This window comes from Frankia sp. Cppng1_Ct_nod, from assembly GCF_920656135.1.
GTDB lineage: Bacteria > Actinomycetota > Actinomycetes > Frankiales > Frankiaceae > Protofrankia > Protofrankia meridionalis.
This window is the reverse complement of sequence record NZ_CAKKTK010000078.1, coordinates 1-20,967: the sequence shown is the minus strand read 5'-3', so window position 1 is coordinate 20,967 and position 20,967 is coordinate 1. Positions and strand designations below refer to the sequence as shown.

At 66.2% G+C, this 20,967-nt stretch carries 28 protein-coding genes; 12 read left to right on the top strand and 16 right to left on the bottom strand.

The window, feature by feature from the left end; all coding sequences use genetic code 11:
* On the top strand, positions 1-451 hold a 451-nt coding region (locus NBW77_RS18345), incomplete at its 5' end, for a hypothetical protein (protein ID WP_250280060.1).
* Here NBW77_RS18345 and NBW77_RS18340 read toward each other — a convergent pair.
* From NBW77_RS18340 to NBW77_RS18325, 4 genes are all read right to left on the bottom strand, one after another.
* Positions 441-1,043, bottom strand: a complete 603-nt coding sequence (locus tag NBW77_RS18340) for an NYN domain-containing protein (RefSeq protein WP_242605517.1) — start codon at positions 1,041-1,043, stop codon at positions 441-443. The two genes, NBW77_RS18345 and NBW77_RS18340, sit on opposite strands and share 11 nt — an antisense overlap.
* Before the next feature lie 160 nt (positions 1,044-1,203).
* Positions 1,204-1,341, bottom strand: coding sequence for a hypothetical protein (locus tag NBW77_RS18335; RefSeq protein ID WP_165485787.1), 138 nt, complete (start codon positions 1,339-1,341; stop codon positions 1,204-1,206).
* 117 nt (positions 1,342-1,458) lie between these two features.
* Positions 1,459-2,412 (bottom strand): aldo/keto reductase, encoded by a 954-nt coding sequence (locus NBW77_RS18330; RefSeq protein WP_131744995.1) that lies wholly within the window; start codon positions 2,410-2,412, stop codon positions 1,459-1,461.
* A gap of 1 nt (position 2,413) precedes the next feature.
* Complete coding sequence (locus NBW77_RS18325; RefSeq protein ID WP_131744994.1) at positions 2,414-2,791, bottom strand: MerR family transcriptional regulator; 378 nt, start codon at positions 2,789-2,791, stop codon at positions 2,414-2,416.
* 177 nt (positions 2,792-2,968) lie between these two features.
* Between NBW77_RS18325 and NBW77_RS22895 the strand changes: the two genes are divergently transcribed.
* The 3 genes from NBW77_RS22895 to NBW77_RS18310 all read left to right on the top strand — a co-directional run bounded on the left by NBW77_RS22895 (position 2,969) and on the right by NBW77_RS18310 (position 4,325).
* Entirely contained in the window at positions 2,969-3,121 is a 153-nt protein-coding gene (locus NBW77_RS22895; protein ID WP_165485786.1) for a hypothetical protein, read from the top strand.
* Between the two features lie 77 nt (positions 3,122-3,198).
* On the top strand, positions 3,199-3,489 hold the full coding sequence (locus NBW77_RS18315) for a hypothetical protein (protein WP_131744993.1): 291 nt from the start codon (positions 3,199-3,201) through the stop codon (positions 3,487-3,489).
* 32 nt (positions 3,490-3,521) lie between these two features.
* Positions 3,522-4,325, top strand: coding sequence for a helix-turn-helix domain-containing protein (locus tag NBW77_RS18310; RefSeq protein ID WP_242605516.1), 804 nt, complete (start codon positions 3,522-3,524; stop codon positions 4,323-4,325).
* A 98-nt stretch (positions 4,326-4,423) separates the two neighbouring features.
* Here NBW77_RS18310 and NBW77_RS18305 read toward each other — a convergent pair whose 3' ends face one another.
* The 3 genes from NBW77_RS18305 to NBW77_RS18290 form a co-directional block, all read right to left on the bottom strand.
* On the bottom strand, positions 4,424-5,083 hold the full coding sequence (locus tag NBW77_RS18305) for an NYN domain-containing protein (RefSeq protein WP_242605515.1): 660 nt from the start codon (positions 5,081-5,083) through the stop codon (positions 4,424-4,426).
* 457 nt (positions 5,084-5,540) lie between these two features.
* Entirely contained in the window at positions 5,541-6,266 is a 726-nt protein-coding gene (locus NBW77_RS18295; protein ID WP_250280059.1) for a recombinase family protein, read from the bottom strand.
* Positions 6,267-6,332: 66 nt separating this feature from the next.
* Positions 6,333-7,064: a dienelactone hydrolase family protein gene (locus NBW77_RS18290; protein ID WP_131744991.1), complete on the bottom strand. Its 732-nt coding sequence runs from the start codon at positions 7,062-7,064 to the stop codon at positions 6,333-6,335.
* Positions 7,065-7,144: 80 nt separating this feature from the next.
* Here NBW77_RS18290 and NBW77_RS18285 point away from each other — a divergent pair, with 80 nt between their 5' ends.
* From NBW77_RS18285 to NBW77_RS22140, 4 genes are all read left to right on the top strand, one after another.
* Positions 7,145-7,978: a helix-turn-helix transcriptional regulator gene (locus NBW77_RS18285; protein WP_131744990.1), complete on the top strand. Its 834-nt coding sequence runs from the start codon at positions 7,145-7,147 to the stop codon at positions 7,976-7,978.
* A gap of 622 nt (positions 7,979-8,600) precedes the next feature.
* Positions 8,601-9,590 carry a nuclease-related domain-containing protein gene (locus tag NBW77_RS18280; RefSeq protein ID WP_250280058.1) on the top strand — a complete coding sequence of 330 codons (990 nt, stop codon included), beginning with the start codon at positions 8,601-8,603 and terminating at the stop codon, positions 9,588-9,590.
* Entirely contained in the window at positions 9,590-9,763 is a 174-nt protein-coding gene (locus NBW77_RS18275) for a hypothetical protein (RefSeq protein WP_165485785.1), read from the top strand. The genes NBW77_RS18280 and NBW77_RS18275 overlap by 1 nt, the downstream gene beginning before the upstream one ends.
* Positions 9,764-10,034: 271 nt before the next feature.
* Positions 10,035-10,268 (top strand): VOC family protein, encoded by a 234-nt coding sequence (locus NBW77_RS22140; RefSeq protein WP_131744988.1) that lies wholly within the window; start codon positions 10,035-10,037, stop codon positions 10,266-10,268.
* Between the two features lie 49 nt (positions 10,269-10,317).
* On the opposite strand, the gene NBW77_RS18265 is transcribed toward NBW77_RS22140, so the two are convergent.
* The 4 genes from NBW77_RS18265 to NBW77_RS18250 form a co-directional block, all read right to left on the bottom strand.
* Positions 10,318-10,854 (bottom strand): cupin domain-containing protein, encoded by a 537-nt coding sequence (locus NBW77_RS18265; protein ID WP_131744987.1) that lies wholly within the window; start codon positions 10,852-10,854, stop codon positions 10,318-10,320.
* 12 nt (positions 10,855-10,866) lie between these two features.
* Entirely contained in the window at positions 10,867-11,034 is a 168-nt protein-coding gene (locus tag NBW77_RS22890) for a hypothetical protein (RefSeq protein ID WP_165485784.1), read from the bottom strand.
* A gap of 380 nt (positions 11,035-11,414) precedes the next feature.
* Positions 11,415-11,819, bottom strand: a complete 405-nt coding sequence (locus NBW77_RS18255) for a type II toxin-antitoxin system VapC family toxin (RefSeq protein WP_131744986.1) — start codon at positions 11,817-11,819, stop codon at positions 11,415-11,417.
* Entirely contained in the window at positions 11,816-12,067 is a 252-nt protein-coding gene (locus NBW77_RS18250) for a type II toxin-antitoxin system VapB family antitoxin (protein ID WP_131745166.1), read from the bottom strand. The genes NBW77_RS18255 and NBW77_RS18250 overlap by 4 nt, the downstream gene beginning before the upstream one ends.
* 286 nt (positions 12,068-12,353) lie before the next feature.
* Here NBW77_RS18250 and NBW77_RS18245 point away from each other — a divergent pair, with 286 nt between their 5' ends.
* From NBW77_RS18245 to NBW77_RS18235, 3 genes are all read left to right on the top strand, one after another.
* Positions 12,354-13,214 (top strand): helix-turn-helix domain-containing protein, encoded by an 861-nt coding sequence (locus NBW77_RS18245; RefSeq protein ID WP_131744985.1) that lies wholly within the window; start codon positions 12,354-12,356, stop codon positions 13,212-13,214.
* On the top strand, positions 13,211-13,444 hold the full coding sequence (locus tag NBW77_RS18240) for a DUF397 domain-containing protein (protein ID WP_131744984.1): 234 nt from the start codon (positions 13,211-13,213) through the stop codon (positions 13,442-13,444). Before NBW77_RS18245 ends, NBW77_RS18240 begins: the two co-directional genes overlap by 4 nt.
* Before the next feature lie 666 nt (positions 13,445-14,110).
* On the top strand, positions 14,111-14,269 hold the full coding sequence (locus tag NBW77_RS18235) for a hypothetical protein (protein WP_165485783.1): 159 nt from the start codon (positions 14,111-14,113) through the stop codon (positions 14,267-14,269).
* 38 nt (positions 14,270-14,307) lie between these two features.
* Here NBW77_RS18235 and NBW77_RS18230 read toward each other — a convergent pair whose 3' ends face one another.
* A complete protein-coding gene (locus NBW77_RS18230; protein ID WP_131745165.1) occupies positions 14,308-15,267 on the bottom strand; it encodes an NAD(+)/NADH kinase in 960 nt (319 codons plus the stop codon).
* A gap of 2 nt (positions 15,268-15,269) precedes the next feature.
* Positions 15,270-16,340 (bottom strand): SPFH domain-containing protein, encoded by a 1,071-nt coding sequence (locus NBW77_RS18225; RefSeq protein WP_131744983.1) that lies wholly within the window; start codon positions 16,338-16,340, stop codon positions 15,270-15,272.
* 91 nt (positions 16,341-16,431) lie between these two features.
* Here NBW77_RS18225 and NBW77_RS18220 point away from each other — a divergent pair, with 91 nt between their 5' ends.
* Positions 16,432-17,139 (top strand): NUDIX hydrolase, encoded by a 708-nt coding sequence (locus tag NBW77_RS18220; protein ID WP_131744982.1) that lies wholly within the window; start codon positions 16,432-16,434, stop codon positions 17,137-17,139.
* A gap of 771 nt (positions 17,140-17,910) precedes the next feature.
* Here the strand turns inward: NBW77_RS18220 and NBW77_RS18215 are convergent.
* The 3 genes from NBW77_RS18215 to NBW77_RS18205 form a co-directional block, all read right to left on the bottom strand.
* Entirely contained in the window at positions 17,911-18,804 is an 894-nt protein-coding gene (locus tag NBW77_RS18215; RefSeq protein WP_131744980.1) for a hypothetical protein, read from the bottom strand.
* 15 nt (positions 18,805-18,819) lie between these two features.
* Complete coding sequence (locus NBW77_RS18210; protein ID WP_131744979.1) at positions 18,820-19,980, bottom strand: MGDG synthase family glycosyltransferase; 1,161 nt, start codon at positions 19,978-19,980, stop codon at positions 18,820-18,822.
* Positions 19,981-19,983: 3 nt separating this feature from the next.
* The coding region (locus NBW77_RS18205) for an NAD-dependent epimerase/dehydratase family protein (protein ID WP_250280057.1) at positions 19,984-20,967 on the bottom strand (984 nt) is incomplete at its 5' end.

The following is a 20,967-nucleotide window of genomic DNA, read 5'->3' as shown; positions in this document are numbered from 1 at the left end:
GACCCTGCGAACCTGGCGGCGGATGGGCGGCAGCAAGCTGCCCATCCTCGGCGGCCCGGCACCGCGCAGACGAGCCGGCGTGACGGGACTGGCCGTAGCCGCTGTGGTCGCAGCGGGGCTGATCGCGGTGGGCCTGATCGCGGCACGCCGACCAGCGTCACCGCCAGCCGTTGGCTGGGGCGCCCGGCTACGGCGCGCGGCGGTCCGCCTTCTCCTCCTTACGGCCGGCGCCTTTCTTGTCGCACGGGCCGGATACATCCTCGCCACCGAACACCCCAGCCAGCCGGAGACCTACCAACACGCCTGGGGCGGCCCTCACTACATCGGGTTCATCGCCGTGCACGTCGGCCCCGCCATCCTCGTGCTGTTCCTGACCGGCCTGTCGCTGTATCGCAGGTTGACGGGACGTCGCCGAGGATCCACACGCACTCCCGGTCAGATCAGCGTGTAGTCAGCGTCGTCGCGGCATGCCTCATAGTCCTCGGCACCCAGATAGTGACACACGGAAGCTGAGAGTCAGGGAAGCGAATCCGGCTCGCGCCAGCCCAGGTGGCGACCTCGACGTGGACGAGACCGGTTTCGAGGTCGCGAACCGCCTCCAGGGCAGGGACCAGGTCGGTATCACGGCTGAACAGGATGCCAACGTCGTAGGCGTTCTCGCAGGCGTTCTCGCAGGCGAGGCGTACGAAGTCAACGGCCAGTGCCACGTCGATGCCCTTCTCCTGGGCAGGCTCAACCGACCAGCCCTTCGGGTACCGCAACTGGCGGCGTACCACCGTCACCCGCCGGTCACGTGCCCACCGGCTCGCCTGCCTGTCGCTGGCCCCGGCAGCCGCTGGCTGATGGTCCGGGCTCGGACGGCCACGATAGACACGAACGGACGTCAACTCGCCGCCGAAGCGTCGACCGGCGACGATCCGCTCAGCCACCCGGCCAGGATCAACATGACCATGCTGACGCGGCACGTCGGCCGGCAGGAACCTACTACGCGCCGAAAAGTGAACGTTCTGGTAGTCGATGAAGACCGCGACTCGTGGGGTCATGACGTAGCCGATCTAGAAAAAACCCCGCCAGTCCCGGAGGACGGCGGGGAGAAATTATCTGACACGCTGCTGGCGCAGACACTGGCCCGTCAAACGCTGACACGGTGGCCCGCCGTGGTCCTTCGCTCCGGCAGCCACAGGCCGACCAGACGCTACGCAGTCAAGCGGATGCGGACCGTCCCGTCCCACTCGTTCTTTCCGACACCCGCTGGTCGAGCACCATCCCGATCAGCAGCGGGAGCGGATCGTTCGTCAGCAACTCGTCCGCCTCGGCGAACTGGCTCAGATGCAGTCCCACGTTAGTCACCGTAGCCGACCGCGCCGAGGCGGCTGGTGCGGCGCTGCTCAGTTGGCCGTGTAGTCGGAGAGACCCGAAGTCCCGCGCGGGACTTCTCCACATCCGGCAGGCGGCGGCTCAGTAGCGCGCCCCGACCACCTGGGCGCCGAGTCCGTCGAGCATCGCCAAGTCGTCACCATCCAAGGCGACGTCGGGCGCGGCGACGTTCTGCTCCAACCACCGACGACGCTTGGTACCGGGAATCGGCACCACCGGGACGCCGAGCCGCGTGGTTCGCCCGTGCACCCACGCGAGCGCGACCTGCGCCGGGGAAACGCTCTTGCGGGCGGCAACTTCGGCGACGACTTCCGCGATCTTGCGGTTCGTCTCGGCCGCCGTCCCAGTGAACCGCGGGTTGCTGCCGCGGAAGTCACGCTGGTCGAAATCGACGCTTGCTGTTGTTGCGGTCAGGAAACCGCGTCCGAGCGGCGAGTAAGCCACCAACGCAATATCCAGCTCGCGCAGGGCATCGAGCACGTCTGTCTCGGGATCGCGCGTCCACAGCGAGTACTCACTCTGTACCACCGTGATCCGATGCACAGCGTTCGCGCGTCGCAGCAACGCTCCATCGACCTCAGACAGCCCGAGGTAGCGCACCTTGCCCTCTGCCACAAGCTCGCCCATGGCCGCGACCGTCTCCTCGATCTCGGCGGTCTGCGGAGGCCGGTGCAGGTAGTACAGGTCGATAACGTCCACTCCAAGCCGTAGCAGCGAGGCATCACAGGCGCGCCTCACATATGCCCGCTCTCCTCGAATGACCCGTGCCGCGTCGCCGCCGGAGCGGTCGATGCCGAACTTGGTGGCCAGTTGCACCTGGTCACGGCGGTCGTGGATGGCCCGTCCCACCAGCACCTCGTTGTGACCGGCCCCGTAGATGTCGGCTGTGTCAAGCAATGTGACGCCCAGCTCGAGCGCACGATGGATAGTCGCGACCGACTCGTCCCAGTCCGCGGCGCCATACCACTCACTCATACCCATGCAGCCCAGTCCCTGGGCCGAGATGGCCAGTCCGCCAAGGTTCACTTCGCGCATGTCACTGCCCCTTATCCGCCGCGTGAATCGTTTCCTGATAGACGTGAATCTTGTTCTCCAAGAGATCGAGGCACTCCTGCTGGGCGACAAGCGCGGCCCGAACCACATCCCGGTGCTCTTCGAGCAGAGCAAGCCGCTCGGCCTCGCCCGCACCGGCCCGTACGAGCGTCGCGTAGCGCTGCATGTTCCGCACCGACATTCCGGTCGACCGCAGGCGAGTGAGCAGCAAGATCCAATCGATGTCACGCTCACCGAACCGCCGACGCCCGCCAGCGCCCCGTTCGATCCGATCGAGCAATCCGATCCGTTCGTACCAGCGAAGGGTGTGCTCGGTGATGCCGACCTTCGCGGCGACCTCACGAGTCGTCCACGTCGTCATCAGGCGACACTAAGCCTTGGAGTGCACTCCAACACAAGCGCTCAGAGATGACGAACGCGACGCCCACGGTGCGTTCGTTGCGTCTTCGCGGAGCGGGCGGCCGGTGTTGAGCCGCCCAGTACCCGGAGAAGCGGCGTTCCTGAGGCGACGATCAATCCGGGGAGATCTTGAACCGCCGTGGCCACTCCATCTTTCCGAACCTGGCTGGTCCAGGACCATGCCCACAAGGAGCGCCAACGGGTCGTTGGTCAGCAGCTCATCCGCCTCGTCGATCTGGCTGAGGTGCAGTCGCACATCGACACCGTAGCCGTCACGCCGCCGCCCTCGTGACCGAGACGGGCGCCAATCGCCGTAAGGCGCCTACGCCATGATCAGCAGCCGCTTCGACATCACGTAGTGTATCCGATATGTCCGGCAGGGGTAACACGGCGAACCAACGGATCTGGGTCGCTGTGCTGCGGGTCAGCCCGGCCGTTCGGGCAAAGCTCAGCAGCAAGCACGGCCTTGACGCGAAGGAGGTGGCCGCGGCGCTCGTCGGCGTGGACAAGCTTGTCGCGGCCTGGGACGACGATCCCGAGCGAGGGCGCAGGGCCATGGTCGAAGCCTGGCTGGGGGCACGACGCGTCTTGGTGGTCCTGTACCCGACCAGAGAGGACGGCGAATGGAATCTTGGCAGCGCCTACCCGATCGGCCAGTAGAACAGCCGCGCCGCATGGTGCACGATACGGTCATGACCACTGTGGAGGGAGACTTTTACGAGGACGACGAGCCGCTCGCGAAGATCCTCGCGATCTGGGAACGCACCCCGAAGACGCTGACGGTCTCGTCGCCATCGAGTCAGGAGCCATCAAGCCTCGTTGTACTCGAGCGTGAGGTCTACACGATGAGCCAAGCCGCACGTCTGCTGGGCGTCAAGCCAGCGACGCTGAGGCGCTGGATCGACGGCTACACCCGAGCCGGCGCCAGCTACGAACCTGTAATCAGGCCACGTCGCACCGGAAGCGAAACGGTCACCTGGGGTGAGTTCGTCGAGGCTGGCTATCTCCGCGAGTACCGCGTCAGGCACAGGGTGAGCCTGCAACAGCTTCGGCCGGTCGTGCAGATGCTCCGCGACCGCCTTGGGGTGCCGTACCCCCTCGCTCACGCCAGGCCATACGTCGCGAACAGAGACTTGGTCCTCGATGTGCAGCAGCAGACAGGCATCACGGGCGAGCTTGCCATGGTGGTCCTTCGCAACGGACAACTCATTCTCGCGCCTGGAGCCGAAGCGTTCGTCCAGAAGATTGACTTCGAGCCAGGAGGAGTAGCGGTCCGGCTCTATCCGGACAACAAATCGAGCCCCGTCGTATTCGATCCGCTGCACGACCTGGGGGAGCCAACCGTTTTGGGTATTCGGACGGCCAGCCTCTACCGCCGATTCGTCGCGGGAGAGTCCATCGCGGCTATCGCCGGACTTCACAAGATCCCCGAGGCGGACGTGGAGGCAGCCATTCGCTACGAGAGCCGTGTGCGCGGCTACGGGCCTGCCGCATAAACTCGCCCGATCTCAATCGCGCCAGCCCTTCCAACCGGCCGAGCTACCGGGTAAGCCGTGTGCTCCTTCCAGCATCGTCAACCCGACCGCCGCACAACTTAGAATGACAAGCCGAGCACAGCCTCCTCCATGTTTGACTTGAGCGCCGCGGCCCTACATGGCTGGCCGCGGCATCTGAATACCTGGCCGCCGCGACCAGCGCCGACTGGCTCGCCGATATCCGGATATTGCGCGACCTGGTCGGGACAGCCGACGCAGCCGACGCCACTTTGGCCGATGTGGACGAGACCGGTTTCGAGGTCGCGAACCGCCTCCAGGGCAGGGACCAGGTCGGTATCACGGCTGAACAGGATGCCGACATCATAGGCGTTCTCGCAGGCGTTCTCGCAGGCGAGGCGTACGAAGTCAACGGCCAGTGCCACGTCGATGCCCTTCTCCTGGGCAGGCTCAACCGGCCAGCCCTTCGGGTACCGCAACTGGCGGCGTACCACCGTCACCCGCCGGTCACGTGCCCACCGGCTCGCCTGCCTGTCGCTGGCCCCGGCAGCCGCTGGCTGATGGTCCGGGCTCGGACGGCCACGATAGACACGAACGGACGTCAACTCGCCGCCGAAGCGTCGACCGGCGACGATCCGCTCAGCCACCCGGCCAGGATCAACATGACCATGCTGGCCAGGCATGCCGGCCGGTTGGAACCTACTACGCGCCGAAAAGTGAACGTTCTGGTAGTCGATGAAGACCGCGACTCGTGGGGTCATGACGTAGCCGATCTAGAAAAAACCCCGCCAGTCCCGGAGGACGGCGGGGAGAAAGTGCAATTACTTTAGGCACCCGACGTTCAGCGTGTCAAGAGCGCCAAGAGGCAGAGCACGCCGAGGACACGATCCTCTCAACTGCCACCCATCAGGCCCGATCGAACACTTTTCGTATTCAGATCAAGACAAAACGTCCAGCTCCGTTCCTTGTTTCCGAATCTTGCCGGTCCCCATCAGTCTCGGAAGGATGGAGTCGGCGCCAGAGTTCCAACGGCGCTGCGAACGCACGTTCCAGAGGGATTTGTTGATCTAGAACCATGCCCACCAGGAGTGCCAGGGGGTCCGCGGTGATGAAGGCGTCCGCCTCTGGATCGCCGGACAGGTAAAGGCCCATGCCCGCCAGGGTACCGACGACGAGAACCCCGCCGGACTGGCACATCCGACGGGGTAGGTAGGCGCGTTAAGCGCGCCAGACCACTTCCACCCGTCCAGGGCCGAAACGGTTTTTCGGGCCATCGGCCGCCTTGAGCACGACGGCCTCGATGACGGTGCCGATGATCTCCCTCCGTTGCTCTACTTCGAGGGAGGGCCAGGAGGCGGCCACGTTGGTCATCCCCGGACCGCAGTGAGCACGCAGCCACTCGGTCTGCTCCGCCTTCAGAGTCAGGATGACCTGCTCCTGCTCGCGGACGCGGGGGAAGACGTAGGCGCCCGCCAACTCGTCGCGGTCGTAGGCACCCATCAGGTGCCGGCCACAGTAGCCGCAGCAGATGATCCCGGACAGCAGATACTTGCGGCCGCCGGTGTGCACATGCTTACTCGTGTGGCTTGGATCGCGAAGCTTGGCTACAACTTCCATCCAGGTATCCAGCTCCAGGATGAGATCTTGCCGGCCCTTGACCGGCCTACCTTCCGGGTCACGGGCGTAGCGCTCCTCTATCGGTATGGACGGCGGACCGTAAACCCGCCAGCCGACCATCCGCGGCGAGTTGCGAAGCACGGCCTTCTGCCAGACCTTGCCCGTGGCGCTGGGGATGCCGAGGTTGTTCCAGCGGCGACAGATCGTGTGGAGGCCGACACCTTCGAGGATGTCGTCGACCCCGGCGACCAAGAGCGCGGCTTCCGCCTCGTCCTTGGTCCGCTTGTCCGGCAGCCAGCCGTAGGCGCGGTGCCCGCCGGCGGGCACGCCGGATGGTGCGATCCGGGGATGGGACGCCATCCGTGCGGTGGACGCGGGCCACGCCTTCGGCGACTACCGGGCGAGCAGCGCGAGAATCCTTTTCATGGCGTCGTCCCGGGCAGCACGGTCGAAGGCCGGGGTGTCCGGCCAGAAAAAGGCATGTTGAACCTCAGGACAGACGACCATCTCGTGCCTGACACCGGCCGAGCGCAGGGCCACGGAAATCTTGTCAAGCTGGTCAGAATCGATCAGGAAATCATTTCCGCCGACTATGAAAAGCAGCTCTCCGGTGATTCCCGGTGTCAGTTCGAGGGTGGGCTCGGGCCGACTGAGCGGAATATCGGTGCTCGGGAGCCAGCCACCGTACAGGACGGCCGTTCGGGCAATCGGCAGCGTGGCCGCGGCCAGATAGGCCAGGTGCCCCCCTGCGCTGAAACCCACCACCGCAGCCTCCCGGACCGCGTACTGGTCCGCCAGGGCCGAGATGGCGGCCCGTACGTCGGCGATTGCCCCGGCACGCGTCATCCTGTGCAGCAGCGCGAAACCCTCACCGCGCCCGGCGTCGTCCCGGGACATACACCGGCCCGCTTCAGCGTCACGGTGGTAGAACTCCGGAGCTACAACCACGTGTCCCGCGGCCGCGATCTCGTCGGCAACCGAACGGATATCGGGGGTCACCCCGAACAGTTCATGCGCCACGATGACACCGACCGGGGCGTACACGCCGTCGGGCCGAGCGCAGTATGCGGGCATTGTGGTGCCGTCTTCCACAGGTATCTCGATCCGCTGCTGAATAACGTCCATGCAGAACAGTCTTCGCCTCCGGAGGGATGCGTGACCACAGCACGCCTCTACTGGTACTGACATGACTAGGCTGGTAGCGCATGGGACCTGATGGGGATCCGGCCGCGTTGGGCGAGTTGCTCCGATCCCGGCGTGCCCGGCTCACTCCCGCGGCCGTGGGTCTCCCACCGGGAGCACGGCGGCGCACACCCGGCCTGCGCCGCGAGGAGGTCGCCCTGCTCGCGAACCTGTCGCCCACCTACTATGCGTTTCTCGAACAGGGCCGGCCGGTCCGCCCGTCCCCGCAGGTTCTCGACGCGCTCGCGGCCGCGCTCCGGCTGGACGCCGCGGAACGCCAGTACCTGGACGTGCTGGCCTATGGCCGCCCTGGCCACGCCGGGTCACGTCCCACAGTCGGTGGACCGTCGGAGCCGCCGGCCGAGGTGGTCGCGGCTGGCGTCGTCGATCTGGTGCGGCGCCTGGACCCACATCCGACCTTCGTGAAGGGGCGCCGCTGGGATGTGCTGGCCGCGAACGCGGCGGCGCGTGAGCTGTTCACCGACTGGGAGGCCCGGCCGCCGGTGGACAGGAACCTGGTGCGGTGGATGTTCACCGACGATCAGGCGAGGCAGGTCTATCTCGACTGGGAGCACGAGGCGCGCGCCATGCTCGGACGATTCCGGCTTGCGACCGCGGCGTACACGAACGAGCCGAGCGTCGCCGCTCTCATCGCCGAACTCCTGAGCGACAGCGCGCATGTCAGGCGGTGGTGGCCGAACCATGACGTCGTCTCGATCGGCGGCAGCGGCGTGAAAAGACTCCGGCATCCACGCCTCGGTCCGGTGGAGTATTCACATGTCGTGCTGAGGGTCACCGATCATCCGGAGCAGACTCTGGTCACGCACACCGCGCAGAACGACGGGCCATCGGCATAGTCGGAGACCGTGACCCGCCCCGGTGTCGGTTACCCCGTCCCCGTCAGACGTCCGGATCCCCGCGCTCAGTTCGACCTTCCGGAACTCGTTGGTCCGGCTGTCGACGGTCGCGGCCATCCCGGCCTCGCCGGAGCTCAGGTCCGAAGCGTGCAGAGGGTGCCATGCCGGCGTCACGGCCGGTGCTCGGGATGGGTCGGTTCTCCCGGTGCTGGGGCGCGGCGAGATGATGCAGGCCCCGCAGCGCGGGTTCGTCCAGGGCGGGCGCGAGGTCGAGGCCGACCGGAGTCATTCGTGGCCGCCCGAGCGGTTGTTCCGCACACCACGCTCTGTACGCGGTGCGACGAAGCAGGCATTCTTCTCCACGAAAAGTAGCGGACGCCGAAGATCCCAGGAATTCGGTTCCTACCAGTAATTGCGCTGGTCAGCATCCTAACGCTGCTTGTCTTACGGGCCGCGGGCTTGCCGATCGTCGCGGAATCGGTGGATGAGTGTGCCCCTCGGGGATAGCGTGGCATGGTCGCACCGTACGGGAGCCGTCTGCCCAAAAGACGGCCGACCCGGCGCGACAAAGACGATTGATCGACCTGATCCATCATCTTCGTCGACAGGAATGGGCACAGGCATGGGCGAGTTACAGGTGACGCCGTGGCGCCGGTATGGGCACGACCGGCTTTACGTGAACCTTCCGGACGGGCGGAGCGCCGCCTGGTTCGACCTGCGGACCCATCAGCTCAACGTCCTGCTCGACGTAAATCGGGACACGGTGCTCGATGCCCTCGCCCCCTACCTGGCGCAACGGCCGGCACCCCCGGCCCACCCACTGCCCTCGCCCGCCGTGCCGCCGGCACCGCCGCCCGTTTCGACGCCGGCACCGCTGGCAGGATGGACGCCGGGAGTGCCGGTGCCGTCCGTACCCCGGCCCGGGTTGCCGCCCATGCAGCCGTCAGGTTGGTCGGCCCCCGGCCCGGTTGGTGCGGCATCCCATCCCGCGGACGACCTCGCCGGCAACCCGCCCGGCGCGGCGATCCGCGCGAAGCTCGAGGAGCTGACGCCGGGTTTCTGGCGGGCACTGCTCAACCGTCTGCGCCGCCGGCCGTCGGAGACCGACGGGTGGCGCAAGGGGCTGGTCGGAGAGGAGACGGTGGGAGCGGACCTGGAGCGGCTCACCGGCCGGGGGTGGCGGGTACTGCATTCGATACCGCTGGCCCGGAACGTCGACATCGATCATCTGCTGATCGGCCCGGGCGGTGTGTTCACCTTCAACACGAAATACCACGTCGGCGCCAGGATCTGGGTGGGCGACCAGGCGGTGAAGATGGGCGGTCAGCCGTATCCGTACGTGCGAAAGGCCCGGACCGAGGCCAGGCGGGCGTCGGCGGTGCTGAGTCGGGCCTGCGGATTCGCTGTGGAGGTCGAGGCGGTGCTGGCATTCGTCGAGCCGGCGAAACTGACCGTGGCGTCCTCGCCTGACGATGTCCATGCCATCCGGGTCCACGCCATCCGGCACGACCAGATCGCAACCTTCGGCGATCTTTCGGCGGTCTGGCAGCCAGCCCACGTCGAGCGGATCTACGCCGCGGCGCGAGACCGGCGTAACTGGCTGAACGCCTGATGACAGCCTGGGCGGCCACCCGTCCGGCGACGATTGGCGGGCGTCCCCGCCGGGACGCGAGGTGGGCGAGGATCCCCGCCGGCCGGGGCGTCCTCGCCGCCCGCCGGGTCGGGGACGACGTCGAGCAGCACGTCACCAGCGCGGCCGACGAATCCGCGATCTCGCCTTCCTGATCGTCCACGGAGTCCCGCGCTGCGATCGGACGGGCAGCCGATACCGACGAGCCAGGTCCACGAGGACAGGGTTGGCTCCGTATGTTTCGATCACGGTGGCGAGCAGCCTTCGATAAGGGTCCTCGACGATCCCGCTCTCGAAGTCGTGGAACATCTCGCGCCAGGCCGTGTCGGGCCGGTGATAGTCGCTGTTCGGTCGCTGTTCGGTCGCTGTTCGCGGGGATAACCCACCCGGGACAGCACCTGGTCCGCCGCCGCGGACGAGGTGTAGATCCTGGCCAGCTCCTGCCGGAGCGTCGAATTCCTTGTCGATGACGTCGACACCGCTTACAAGCGACTCCGCAAGATCACCGACGAGTTCATCAACGAGCCGACGACCATGCCGTGGGGCAACCGTTCGCTGCTGTTCCGCGACCCTGACGGCAACACGGTCAACTTCTTCACCCCGGTCAGCCCCGAGGCGATCGCGAATTTCCGCCGCATCTGCTGGCTTGTCGCTCACTGACCCCTCGCGGCCTCCTGCCGGTGATCGGAGTGCCGCGGCGTGTCATCTCCTATCGTGGCAGTACCGCGTCTGGGTCTGGCAGGGACGGCGCGAGGACCGTCCGGTGGGGCGCCATCAGCTCCTGCGTCAGTGCCCTGCCGGGCAGGGCACCAGTCCTCGTGACGTGCTCCGCGACGTCGGCGAAGTAGTCCTCATAACCACTGGGCGTCAGGATGGCGACGTAACGCGCCGGCTCGTCGAAGGGATTCCCGAAGCCGTGCGCCAGCCGCCGGCTGGCGAACACCGTCTCGCCCGCGACAGCGGTACGGAACCCGTCCCCGACCCGGAACCGCAGCCGGCCCTCGACGAGCACGAACGTTTCGTCATGGCCCTCGTGAACATGAGGAAGCGGTCCGGGCTGCCGCGGGCCCATCCGCCCCTCCAGCACGGTGAGCCGGCCGAGCGTATCACCATCCGTGACCTTGACGAGCATCGACCAGTTCGGCAGATCGATCCGACGGCCCTCGTCACGGCCTCTGACGAAACCCCGAACAGGTTGCTGCCCGGCTGGAAACCGTCCGTCTGGAACATCGGCGTCGAATGTCACGGCGCTTTCACCTCAAGAGAAGGCCGGCGAGCCATGGCCGTCATAGTCAGCGCTGGTTGTCGGCGCCATGTTCGTTCTTTCCGAACCTCGCTGGTCGAGGACCATCCCGATCAGCAGTGCCAACGGGTCGTTGGTCAGCAGTTCGTCCGCCTCGTCGATCTGACTCAGGTGCAGTCCCACGCCGAACACCGTAGCCGGTCCCGGAGGACCCGCTGGCATGCCTTCACACAGTGCTCCCTCCAGCTATTCTTCGCGGCCGTGCTGACCAGCCGCGCGCAGACAGACCCCCGGCAGAACTTCTAACCCCGACGCGCTCACCTAGATCGGTATCTCCCCGCCCGTGCTCCCGGCGGTGATGCCGCCGACGGCTCTCAAGCCCCCGCTGCCCGCTCCGAGCTCACGCTCACCCTGATCGTTTCTGCAAGCCAACGAGCTCCCGCGCGGGGTCCCGGCGGGCACGGCGGGCCGGATGTGGCCGTGTCGTGCGGTCGCGGGTCACGATGTTGCCGTGATGGATGATGTTGTGTCATGCGCGACTTCGGCATCCGGCGCCGTGGGGACTACTGGCTGGGGAGGTCCACTGCGACCAGGTCGGTGTGAGTGAAGTCCGCGCCCTTGAACAGCAGCGGCTCCCGCCTCTGCGCCGCCAGCGCGTAGGCGAAGCAGTCGCCGAAGTTCAACCGGGCGGGGCTGCCGCTGCCCCGACCGAAATCACGGTAGGCCTGCCGAGCAAGGGTGGCCTGCTCTGCGGTGACTGCGACCACGTCTATGCCAGCTACCATGATGAGCTCGTCGAACCTGCGGCTCGCGACCGGGTCACGAACCGCGTCGACGACGACGGCGGCCTCCACGTAGTTGACGGCCGACATCGCAGGCCGGTTCGCCGAGACGAGCGCGGCAGCATAACGATGTGCGTCAGGTTCGGCCCGGACGATGGCGACAAGCGCCGAGGAATCGACGATCACGCAGGCAGCCCACGTTCGTCATAAAGATCATCGATGCCCAGGTCGGAAGCGGACACAGCGGCTGCTATCTGACGGCCGATAGCCACGACGCGGGCGACTTGTTGCTCCGCATCCTCACGACCAGCACGCATCCGCTCAAGACGCTCACGGACGGCCACGGTCACGGCGGTGGTGATGCTCTCCCCGGTCAGTTCAGCGAGCTCGCGACTGAGCCGCTGCGTTTCGTCGTTCTTGATGTTCAACGCCATCGAGCCTTCTTCCACCATGGAAGCTCAGAACTCCACCATGGTACCTCGAATCAGCGGTCCGCTCACGGATGCGGGCACCCGACCTTTCTCTGCCACACCAACAAGATCAATCTACCACCCACCACAAAACAACTACCCAGGGTAAGCGTCAACGAGAAAAGCGGGACCAGGCCGACAGCTTCCGCAACAGCTTCTGTAAGGGTATGACTACCGAACGCTTACCCCCTGAAGGGAGAGTGATGGGGCGATGTCAGAATGTAATGACCCGCTACCGCGAGGAGGAGCGATGGGTACCAACGGCGGTCCGACAGTCCGGCGACGACGCCTTGGCGCCGAACTCCGTCGACTCCGCGAGGCAGCTGACATATCCGTCGAACAGGCGTGTGAGCTCCTCCGCTGCTCCGTATCGAAGATCAGCAGAATGGAGAACGGACGGGTGCCGGTCCGAACCCGTGACGTCCATGACCTGCTGGGGCTCTATGGCGTGACCGACGAGACCGAGCGGGAGGCGTTCCTTGCACTGGCGCGCGAATCCCGCAGGCGCGGCTGGTGGCACACCTACCACGACGTGGTCCCCCCATGGTTCGAGATCTACATCGGGCTCGAGGGGGATGCGTCCTCGATAAGCGTCTACGAGGCACAGCTCGTCCATGGCCTGTTACAGACGGCCGAATACGCCCGGCACGTGATCCGTGCCGACAACCCGGAGATCGCGGAAGTGGAGGTGGAACGCAAGGTCGCATTGCGTCTCGACCGGCAGAGCCGCCTCACCGGAGACAACCCGCCCCGGCTGTGGGTCGTCCTCGACGAGGCGGTTTTACACCGCCCGGTCGGCGGCCCGACCGTGATGCGATCCCAGCTTGAGCATCTCGCCAAGCGAGCGGAACTACCCAACGTCACGCTCCAGATCGTGCCCTTCACAGCGGGCGCGCATGCGGGAATGGGCAGCACCTTCGCGATCCTCGGCTTTCCGGACCCGACAGACCACGATGTGGTCTACATCGAGGAGGCCACCGGAAGCCTTTACCTTGAAAGGGCAGCGGAAATTCGGCACTACAGGCTGAAGACCGACTACCTTCTGGCCGCTGCGCTCCGCCCCGACCAGTCCCTTGAAATGATAGCCAGAGTAACGGAGGAAATGAAATGACTGAAAACATCACGATAACCATACCGAAGATCGATTCCAATACTATGAACTGGCGTAAGAGCAGCTACAGCAACGGCGCGGGCGGCATGTGCGTCGAGGTTGCGGATGTCGACGGAGGCGTCGTAGTCCGGGACTCGAAAAACCCGTCCGGGCCGGTGCTGGCCTTCACTGACGGCGAATGGGACGCCTTCCTCGCGGGCGCCCGGGACGGCGAGTTCGATCGAACCTGACCAGAGCAGGTGACAATCACACAGTGCACCCCGACAACGGCTTCCGGAACGAATACTGGTTTTCCGTACCATAGCGTTGGATAACGACTGATCCGGTCGGGGTCGGGTGACACCCGACCGGATCGCCATCCACACCCTGTCACCGGATGACCTTGGGCTGGCCCCAGGCGCCAGTTGCGGCGCCGGTCGTTCCAGGAGCGGCCGGGCCGCCGTGCGCGACAGATCCCGATCACCCTTTGAACACAAGCAGCGACCCGATGGAAAAAGGCCTTGCGATCGGGCCCGCGGCGGCGCACCCTTGTAGAGGTCAGCTCGGGTTGTAGTTCTTCCAACATCCACCTTCCGGTGAACGTTGGACCTGCATAGCTCGATCACGCTGTACGGGTATCCAAGCCTGCCGTCACCGTAGGGAGCGCAGCCGTCATGAACGCCATCACCTGGGCAGCGGCCCTGGAGTCGCGGCGTACCGGGCTGCCTCTGCATCCGAGCTTCGGATCCGACCAGCGGCCGCGATCGCGCCCCGGCGGAACGTAGTAGATCGTTACCTCGCGGGCCGGACGATCATCCCTGGAAGGCCCGTGAACCGCTTCTTCTGATCCGTCACCGCCTGCCGTATCCAGGCGGACTCCTCGTCGTTCTGTTCCCGCACAACGGGAGGTGATCAGCGTGGCTACTGCCACGACGAACCTGCTCAACACCCCGATGGAGGACCCCCGCGCCGAGCGGGTACGTCGCAGCGCTCTCGCGGCGTACGTCGACGGAAAGATCAGTTTTGCGCAGGCAAATTCCCGTGTCCGCAGGGCGATGGAGCGGTTCCGACCATGACCACCGACCTATGACCGCGGGAAATCCCGGCCCCGGCCCTAGATCAGGTGCAGGTGCCGGTCGCTGATTCCCACGGACAGGCGCTGGCCCCATGACAGGCTCAACGTGTCGGTCTCGATGCCGTCGCCGAAGACGACCATCCGCTCGGATTCGGCCAGCAACTCCAGCCGCGCCGAACCAGTGATCATTCCCTCGGTGCAACTCGTTCCGGTCGCTGGTGATGGCCACGCCTCGCGGACGAACCAGGCCAGCGCTTCGGTCTCCGGCGCCGGCAGTCCGAGACCGCTGCGCCGTTCCTGCCACACCGACCGGCACCAGCCGGTTGAACCGGTCCCGGTCCCGACCAGCAGCCCCGAGGATGCCTGCCGCTCCGTGGTCTGGCCGTCATGGCTTGGAGCCCGCAGCACATAGCGAGCGGTCTGGTGGCCGACATCCCCGACATAGAGTTCGTTCAGGGCTACCAGCCGCTGGCCGTCGTCAAGGGCGGCGTCCACCATGGTCAGCTGTCTGACCATGCCATCCGCGCCGGCCATGCCATCCGCGTCCGGGCTGAAGCCGCCTCGGCGGGCGATGTGGACCCGGCCGGTCACCGCCTGCCGCAGCAGTCCGCGGACGTCTCGCGGACGATGCCGGACCAGCACTCCGGGGTTGCGTCCAGGCTCGGGGTCGACTCCGATCACCGGCTGTGCCGCGAGGTATTTTGCCACGTTTGCGACCAGGCCGTCCTGACCGACACAGATGATGATGTCGTCCGGTGCGAACACAAACCGGTCAAGGTCATGGCGTTCGACCTCGCCGCGCCGCCAGTCGTCAGGGATGGCGGCCGAGACCATCCGACGGGCTTCCAGGTGGATGCGATGCCGTGCCTCCACCTCGATCAGGTCCCGGTCCCTACTGGCGAGAAAGAACGCGGCCTGGCCCCGGGTCCCGTGTCTGTCCAGCAGTTCGGAGTACTCGGTGCGGCGATGAACGACGACCGCTCTGGGTGCGAGTGCCATCATCAGCTCCCTTCGTCCACCGATTCGGAGCGCCCGCCCGGCACGGCCGGAGCCCGTGACAATGCCGGCGCCAGGCCGCCGGTACCGGCGAGCCTGGCAAGCAACGTGGTGACCAGATCCGGGGTGATGGCCAACGTGTTGATCTCCGGCAGGTTCCCCGCAAGGTCCCGAACCGCCAGTGCGATCACTGCCGAACGGTCAAGATCGCGCAGCGCCGCCACGCGAGCAGTCTCCGCCTCGCCTTCCGCCGCTCCGATCAACCGGGTTGCCTCAGCCCTTGCCGACGCCGAGACCCGGGTGCCCTCGGCCTGGGCCTGGACCGCGATACGCTCCGCCGCCGCCTTCTGAGAGGCACGCAGGCGGTCGTTGGCACCACGTTGGGTGACGAGCTGTTCTTCGCGGCGGGCCAGTTCGATCTGGTTCTGCATCTCGTTCTCGGCGATGCGGCGTTCCTGCTCGACGGAGACCACTCGCCGGCTGTAGGTCGCCCGGTCGGCCTCGGTCTGGACCTGCTCGCGGACGGGCGTCCGCAACGCCTTCTCCATGTCGGCTTCGGGCCGGACCGCAACAACCCTGACGCCGACGACCGCGATCCCGGTCTCGGCGAGCCTCTGATCACCTACAAGACCCTCGTGAATCCGTGCACGTACCGCGGGGACGCCGCTGACCAACGCGTCGGTCAAGGCCGTCTGAGCGAGAAGATCGAAGGCATGCTGCTGAGCGGTCTCGGTGATCAGACCCGCCAGCTGGTCAAGCGGAGAGGTTCGCCAGGTGCCCTTCTCCGGGTCGACGCCGAAGTCGAGACGGTTGGACGCAACGGCGGGGTCAGCGATCCGGAACGTGACGGTTGCCTGCACCGCGATGTCCTGGAAGTCCCGGGTCCGCGCGTGGAACAGCAACGGCAGTTCCCGGTCGTCCAGCGGGATCTCGCTGATCACCGCGGTTCGGGGCCGGTACCAGAACGTGAGGCCGATCCCGTCATGGACCACCCGCCCACCGCGCAGGTGGCGGATGTGCGCGGTGGGCGTGCCGCGCAGGTGGCGCAGGAACAGCACCTTCGATATGTCGGCCAACGTGCTCTCCCGACCTTGAGCCTGGTTATCGTCGAATCGACGATAACCAGGCGGGGAGGTTTTCGTCAATCTGACGAGATAGGCTCGACGGGTGACTACCGAAAGCCATCAGTCTTACTACTCACTGTTCGCGATCACGGTAGACCTGAGCATCCTCACAGTCCGCCAGGACGAGCTGTGTGTGCTTGTCGTCGAGCGCGGCATCGAGCCCTTCCGCGGCCAGTGGGCCCTACCTGGAGGCTTCGTCCGCCCCGGCGAGGACCTGGAGACCGCAGCCAGGCGCGAACTCGCCGAGGAAACCGGTCTCACCCACCTGCCCGGACATCTTGAACAACTCGCCACCTACGGAACACCCGACCGTGATCCACGGACACGAGTGATCACTGTCGCCTATCTCGCCCTCGCCCCCGACCTGCCGATGCCGGTTGCCGGGACGGACGCTGCGGCGTCCCGGTGGACCCCGGTGACCGACCTGCTCGCAGACGACAAGGCGCTTGCGTTCGACCATGGACGCATCCTGGCCGACGGTGTTGAACGAGCCCGCGCAAAGATCGAATACACTCCGCTCGCAACAGCTTTCTGCCCAGCCGAGTTCACCGTGGCCCAGCTTCGCCGGGTCTACGAAACGGTGTGGGGGGTACGGCTCGACCCCCGCAACTTCCACCGCAAGGTGACGGGCACCCCGGGCTTCCTGATCCGGACGGGACGGACAACCAGACAGGACAGCGGCCGGCCGGCAGAGCTGTTTCATCGGGGAACGGCCGCGCTGCTGCACCCCGCGATGCTCCGGCCGACATAAGAGGATCCCACGCGACATCCACCCGAGCCTATTAGGCAGGCGGAAAAAGTCCAGGGAAACACAAAGAGACAACGGCCGCACATGTACCATCGTCAAGAGCGTCCAGGATGCAACCATCGGCCAAGATGTTTGTCCTGTCGATGGATAGTAAGGTCAACGCACCGTCTCGGGACTGTAAAGGCCGGGCCGCGAGGGCTCAATGGGTTCGGTCAGCAGCCCAAGCGCCGCAGCCGTCATATGATGGAACTCAACAAGCGACGCCATCGGCTCCTGGCGCACCAAAGCCTGGGTAATGTACGCGGAGAGCCCATGGGCTCCGACCCTGCGGACAAGATGTTCGACCAAGTCCGCGGGAAGCGTCACCGACACGACCTGGTACGGGTCACCCATGCCGTCTGAATACACGTCACACCACCCCGCACATCTTACGGCTGCTACCCAGCGTCCCATTACCCGGCGCTTCGTTACATCACGTTCTGGACAATGCGCCCGTCACTCACAACCATACCCGGATAATCCACTTATACAATGGGTTGAGGACAACGAGTTTTCGGTACGGCATCCGATGGCCGGTGTCCGCACGGTCCACCTCGGGCAATCCGGTTCGAGGCGGACCATAAGTAGATCATTATGATCGCCGGCCACCGTTTTCTCCCCGTTTCGAGATCCGCCTCGTGAAGGATCCGTGTCAGCTACCTACCCAATGGTCGCCCACGGCAACCCGCGGCCGGCCGGCTCGGAGCCTGTGGACGGGCCCGACGCGAGCGAGTCTCAGACCGGCTCCACCTTCTGGACGACGCCGGCTGCCCGGTCACGTCCGAGGCCAAAGATCCCGGCTGCGACCAGCGCCAGCGAGACGACGAACGCCACCATCTCGAATCCCTGGGGTGCGGACTCGTCAAAAAGGGTCAACCCGAGCGTCACAGGCAGAAAAGCCGAGACCCCGCTGGTTACCGGGAACGCGATCACCGCCGCCGGCCCCTGTAGACCCCGCTGTTCCAGCCCCAGGGCAAGTACCGAGAACAGAATCAGGACGTACGGGGTCGGCGTGACCAGCAGACTGGTCAACTCATGATCATTTAGGTAGAGGCCGAGCTGGCGGGTTGCCAGGGTCGCGATCGCGTAGCAGGCCCCGGCGGACATGCCGAACAGCAGGGCCGCCCGCACGACCCGCTCGCCGCGCCCCGCCCGGTTCGCGAGCCACGCTCCGACACCCGCGAATACCAACCCACAGACCAGGAACAGCCCCATGTCACGATCGCTTGCCCGGCTACCGACCTCGGCGTTACGGCTGAAAGCGAGGGTCAGCAGGCCGATCCCCGCGGCCATGGACGCCATTGCGCGCCAGCCGACCCGGCTGATCCGCTCGTGGAGGAACCGCCGGGCGAGCAACGCGAACACCACCATGTCGCCCGCCATCAACGGCGCGACAAGAGCCACCGGCGCCACCGACAGCGCAAGCACCTCCAGCAGGAACGACCCGGCCTCGACCGCGAGCCCGAGCAGCCACAGCGGACGCAGCGCCAGGCGTAGCAACAGCCCCAGCCCCAACCCGCCACCCGGCGGAGCCTGCCGTGCCGCCACAGCCTGGATGAGAGGAGCCATCCCATAAAGCGCCGCTGAAACAGCCGCGACCGGGACGCCGACGACGAGAGCATCGCTCACCCGTGTCCCATGGCCCTACCAGCCATTATCTAGCTCGACCTGGCTGAGCGCGGCACCGAACGCCTGCTCCCAGGCATCCGGTGTTCCGACAACCCGCACCGATGGTGGCTTGATCCGGTCCAGCGAGGCAAGGGCGGAGCGCCGCAGGGACTCGGGCTGGGCCGAGGTGACATCCGCTCGTCCACGGTCGAGTTCGAGTTGCAGATTGTCCCGGCCGTGCCCGGGAACGACGTCCAGCAGCAGGAGATCGCGGCCGATCACCCGAGCCTCACTGCAGGTGTCACCAGAAGAAGTGATAACCAGGTCACTTGCTGCCATCAGTTCGGGAATACGGTTCGTGAAACCGAACGGGATGACCCGCGGCTGGGTGTTCGCCAGCCTGCGCAGCCGGGTAGCCAGCGACTCGTTCCGCCCGGCGACCGCAAGCACCCACACCCCGGACTCCGCCAGCGCACGAGCGCCGTCGACCAGCGGCCCGAGACCCCACGAGCCTGACATCAGCAACACGCACCGCGCATCCGCGGGGATCCCAAGATCCTCACGGGCCGCCTCCTGCGTCGGTGGGTCGTAGAAGGGCTGGCGTACCGGCGTCGGCACCACTTCGATCCGGGCCTGGGGGTGGAACCGGCGGACGAACCTTGCCGCCGTGGCCGAAGTGACCAGGTACAAGTCGGTGTTGTGGTGCACCCACAGCCGGTGGACGCACACATCCGTGCAGAACACCGCCGTGACCATGGCCGGATACTCGGCCTTGATCCGGCTCGCCGCGGCGGCCCCGGTTGCAAAGATCGACAGCAGCAGCTCCACGGGCTGCTCGCTCAGGCGCAGGCGCAGTTTCGGGACGAGGAACCGGCACGAGGCCGCCTCGATCGCCCGGGACAGCGGTCCACCAGGACGCATCTGGGAGAAGTGCACCGCGTCGTAGAGGCCGGGAACAGCCAGCATCCCCCGGAACACGGTCTCGCCCAGCGACCCGGCGCGGCCACCCATCATGCGCAGGGAATCCAACGTGTCGGTGGAAAACCCACGCTTGGCCAACGAATGCGCGCATGCCTGCGCCATGACGTCGTGGCCCATCCCCAGCGAGCCCGACAGCAGCAGCGCCCGGCGCCCCGGGGGGCTTCCCGACCGGCCCGCCGGGAAGTCGGGCGACCCGTCCGTGTCATCCGCGGTCATGCTCTACTCGGAGGACGCCGGTACGCCGACCCCGTCGGCATGACGGGACTTCACCGACACCGCATGCTCGGGTGTTGCCTGCCGGTTTGCCAGATACCACTCGACATACTGCCGGACCCCGTCGGTAAAGCCGGTGGTGGGCCGCCAGCCCAGCAGAACCTCGGCTTGCGCGTTCGAGACCGGCCGGCCGCGGAAGTCGCCCGGCCGGGCCGGCACATGATCGATCTTGACGCCCGGACAATGGTCACGAACCGCTTCGGCCATCGCCAGCACGCTGACCCGCTCGTCGCCCTCGAGCGCGATCGTCGCGTTGCGCGCGGCGTCGCCCAGGGCGAGCACGTGCGCATCCGCAAGATCACGGACGAAGACGTAGTTACGGAACTGCTGGCCATCGCCCGCGACCGTGAGAGGCTGGCCGTCGAGCGCCTTCCGGAGGAAACGGGCCAGGACCAGCTCGTCGCGCATACCAGGACCGTAAGGGATCCCGTACCGCAGGATCGTGAAGTCCAGGCCGTAAGTCTGTTGGTAGCTGTGCAGCAGCAGCTCGGCGGCAATCTTGGTCGAGGTGTAGACGTGGCCGGCGCGGTCCAGCGCGAACTCGGCGTCCTCGGTGAGCGGACTCGGATCGTCCAGATCGCCCACGGCCGCGCCGTACACCCAGACCGTGCTGGCGAACAGCACCCGGCGTACACCGGTGACGCGTGCGGCCTCGCACACGTTCGCCGTGCTCTCGACGTTGAGGCGCACGGTTCGGATCGGGTCGGCATATGCATGATCGACGTTGGACATACCCGCGAGGTGAAAAACCATGTCACAGCCGGCAAAAGCGCTGATAACGGACGGAAGATCCAAGACATCGAGCGCCCGATGATCGGCTCGAGGGTCCGCCTTCTGTGCCTGCAGGTCCAGCGAGATCACGTCATTGCCCGCGTCCAGGAGCCTGTCCACAACATGGGCCCCGATGAACCCGGAGCCTCCGGTGACGGC

Bases quoted from the DNA above. Each gene is read 5' to 3' on its own strand.
- NBW77_RS18340 (WP_242605517.1), bottom strand. From the start codon at position 1,043: ATGACCCCACGAGTCGCGGTCTTCATCGACTACCAGAACGTTCACTTT.
- NBW77_RS18330 (WP_131744995.1), bottom strand. From the start codon at position 2,412: ATGCGCGAAGTGAACCTTGGCGGACTGGCCATCTCGGCCCAGGGACTG.
- NBW77_RS18325 (WP_131744994.1), bottom strand. From the start codon at position 2,791: ATGACGACGTGGACGACTCGTGAGGTCGCCGCGAAGGTCGGCATCACC.
- NBW77_RS18315 (WP_131744993.1), top strand. From the start codon at position 3,199: ATGTCCGGCAGGGGTAACACGGCGAACCAACGGATCTGGGTCGCTGTG.
- NBW77_RS18310 (WP_242605516.1), top strand. From the start codon at position 3,522: ATGACCACTGTGGAGGGAGACTTTTACGAGGACGACGAGCCGCTCGCG.
- NBW77_RS18305 (WP_242605515.1), bottom strand. From the start codon at position 5,083: ATGACCCCACGAGTCGCGGTCTTCATCGACTACCAGAACGTTCACTTT.
- NBW77_RS18290 (WP_131744991.1), bottom strand. From the start codon at position 7,064: ATGGACGTTATTCAGCAGCGGATCGAGATACCTGTGGAAGACGGCACC.
- NBW77_RS18285 (WP_131744990.1), top strand. From the start codon at position 7,145: ATGGGACCTGATGGGGATCCGGCCGCGTTGGGCGAGTTGCTCCGATCC.
- NBW77_RS18280 (WP_250280058.1), top strand. From the start codon at position 8,601: ATGGGCGAGTTACAGGTGACGCCGTGGCGCCGGTATGGGCACGACCGG.
- NBW77_RS18275 (WP_165485785.1), top strand. From the start codon at position 9,590: ATGACAGCCTGGGCGGCCACCCGTCCGGCGACGATTGGCGGGCGTCCC.
- NBW77_RS18250 (WP_131745166.1), bottom strand. From the start codon at position 12,067: ATGGCGTTGAACATCAAGAACGACGAAACGCAGCGGCTCAGTCGCGAG.
- NBW77_RS18245 (WP_131744985.1), top strand. From the start codon at position 12,354: ATGGGTACCAACGGCGGTCCGACAGTCCGGCGACGACGCCTTGGCGCC.
- NBW77_RS18240 (WP_131744984.1), top strand. From the start codon at position 13,211: ATGACTGAAAACATCACGATAACCATACCGAAGATCGATTCCAATACT.
- NBW77_RS18230 (WP_131745165.1), bottom strand. From the start codon at position 15,267: ATGGCACTCGCACCCAGAGCGGTCGTCGTTCATCGCCGCACCGAGTAC.
- NBW77_RS18210 (WP_131744979.1), bottom strand. From the start codon at position 19,980: ATGACCGCGGATGACACGGACGGGTCGCCCGACTTCCCGGCGGGCCGG.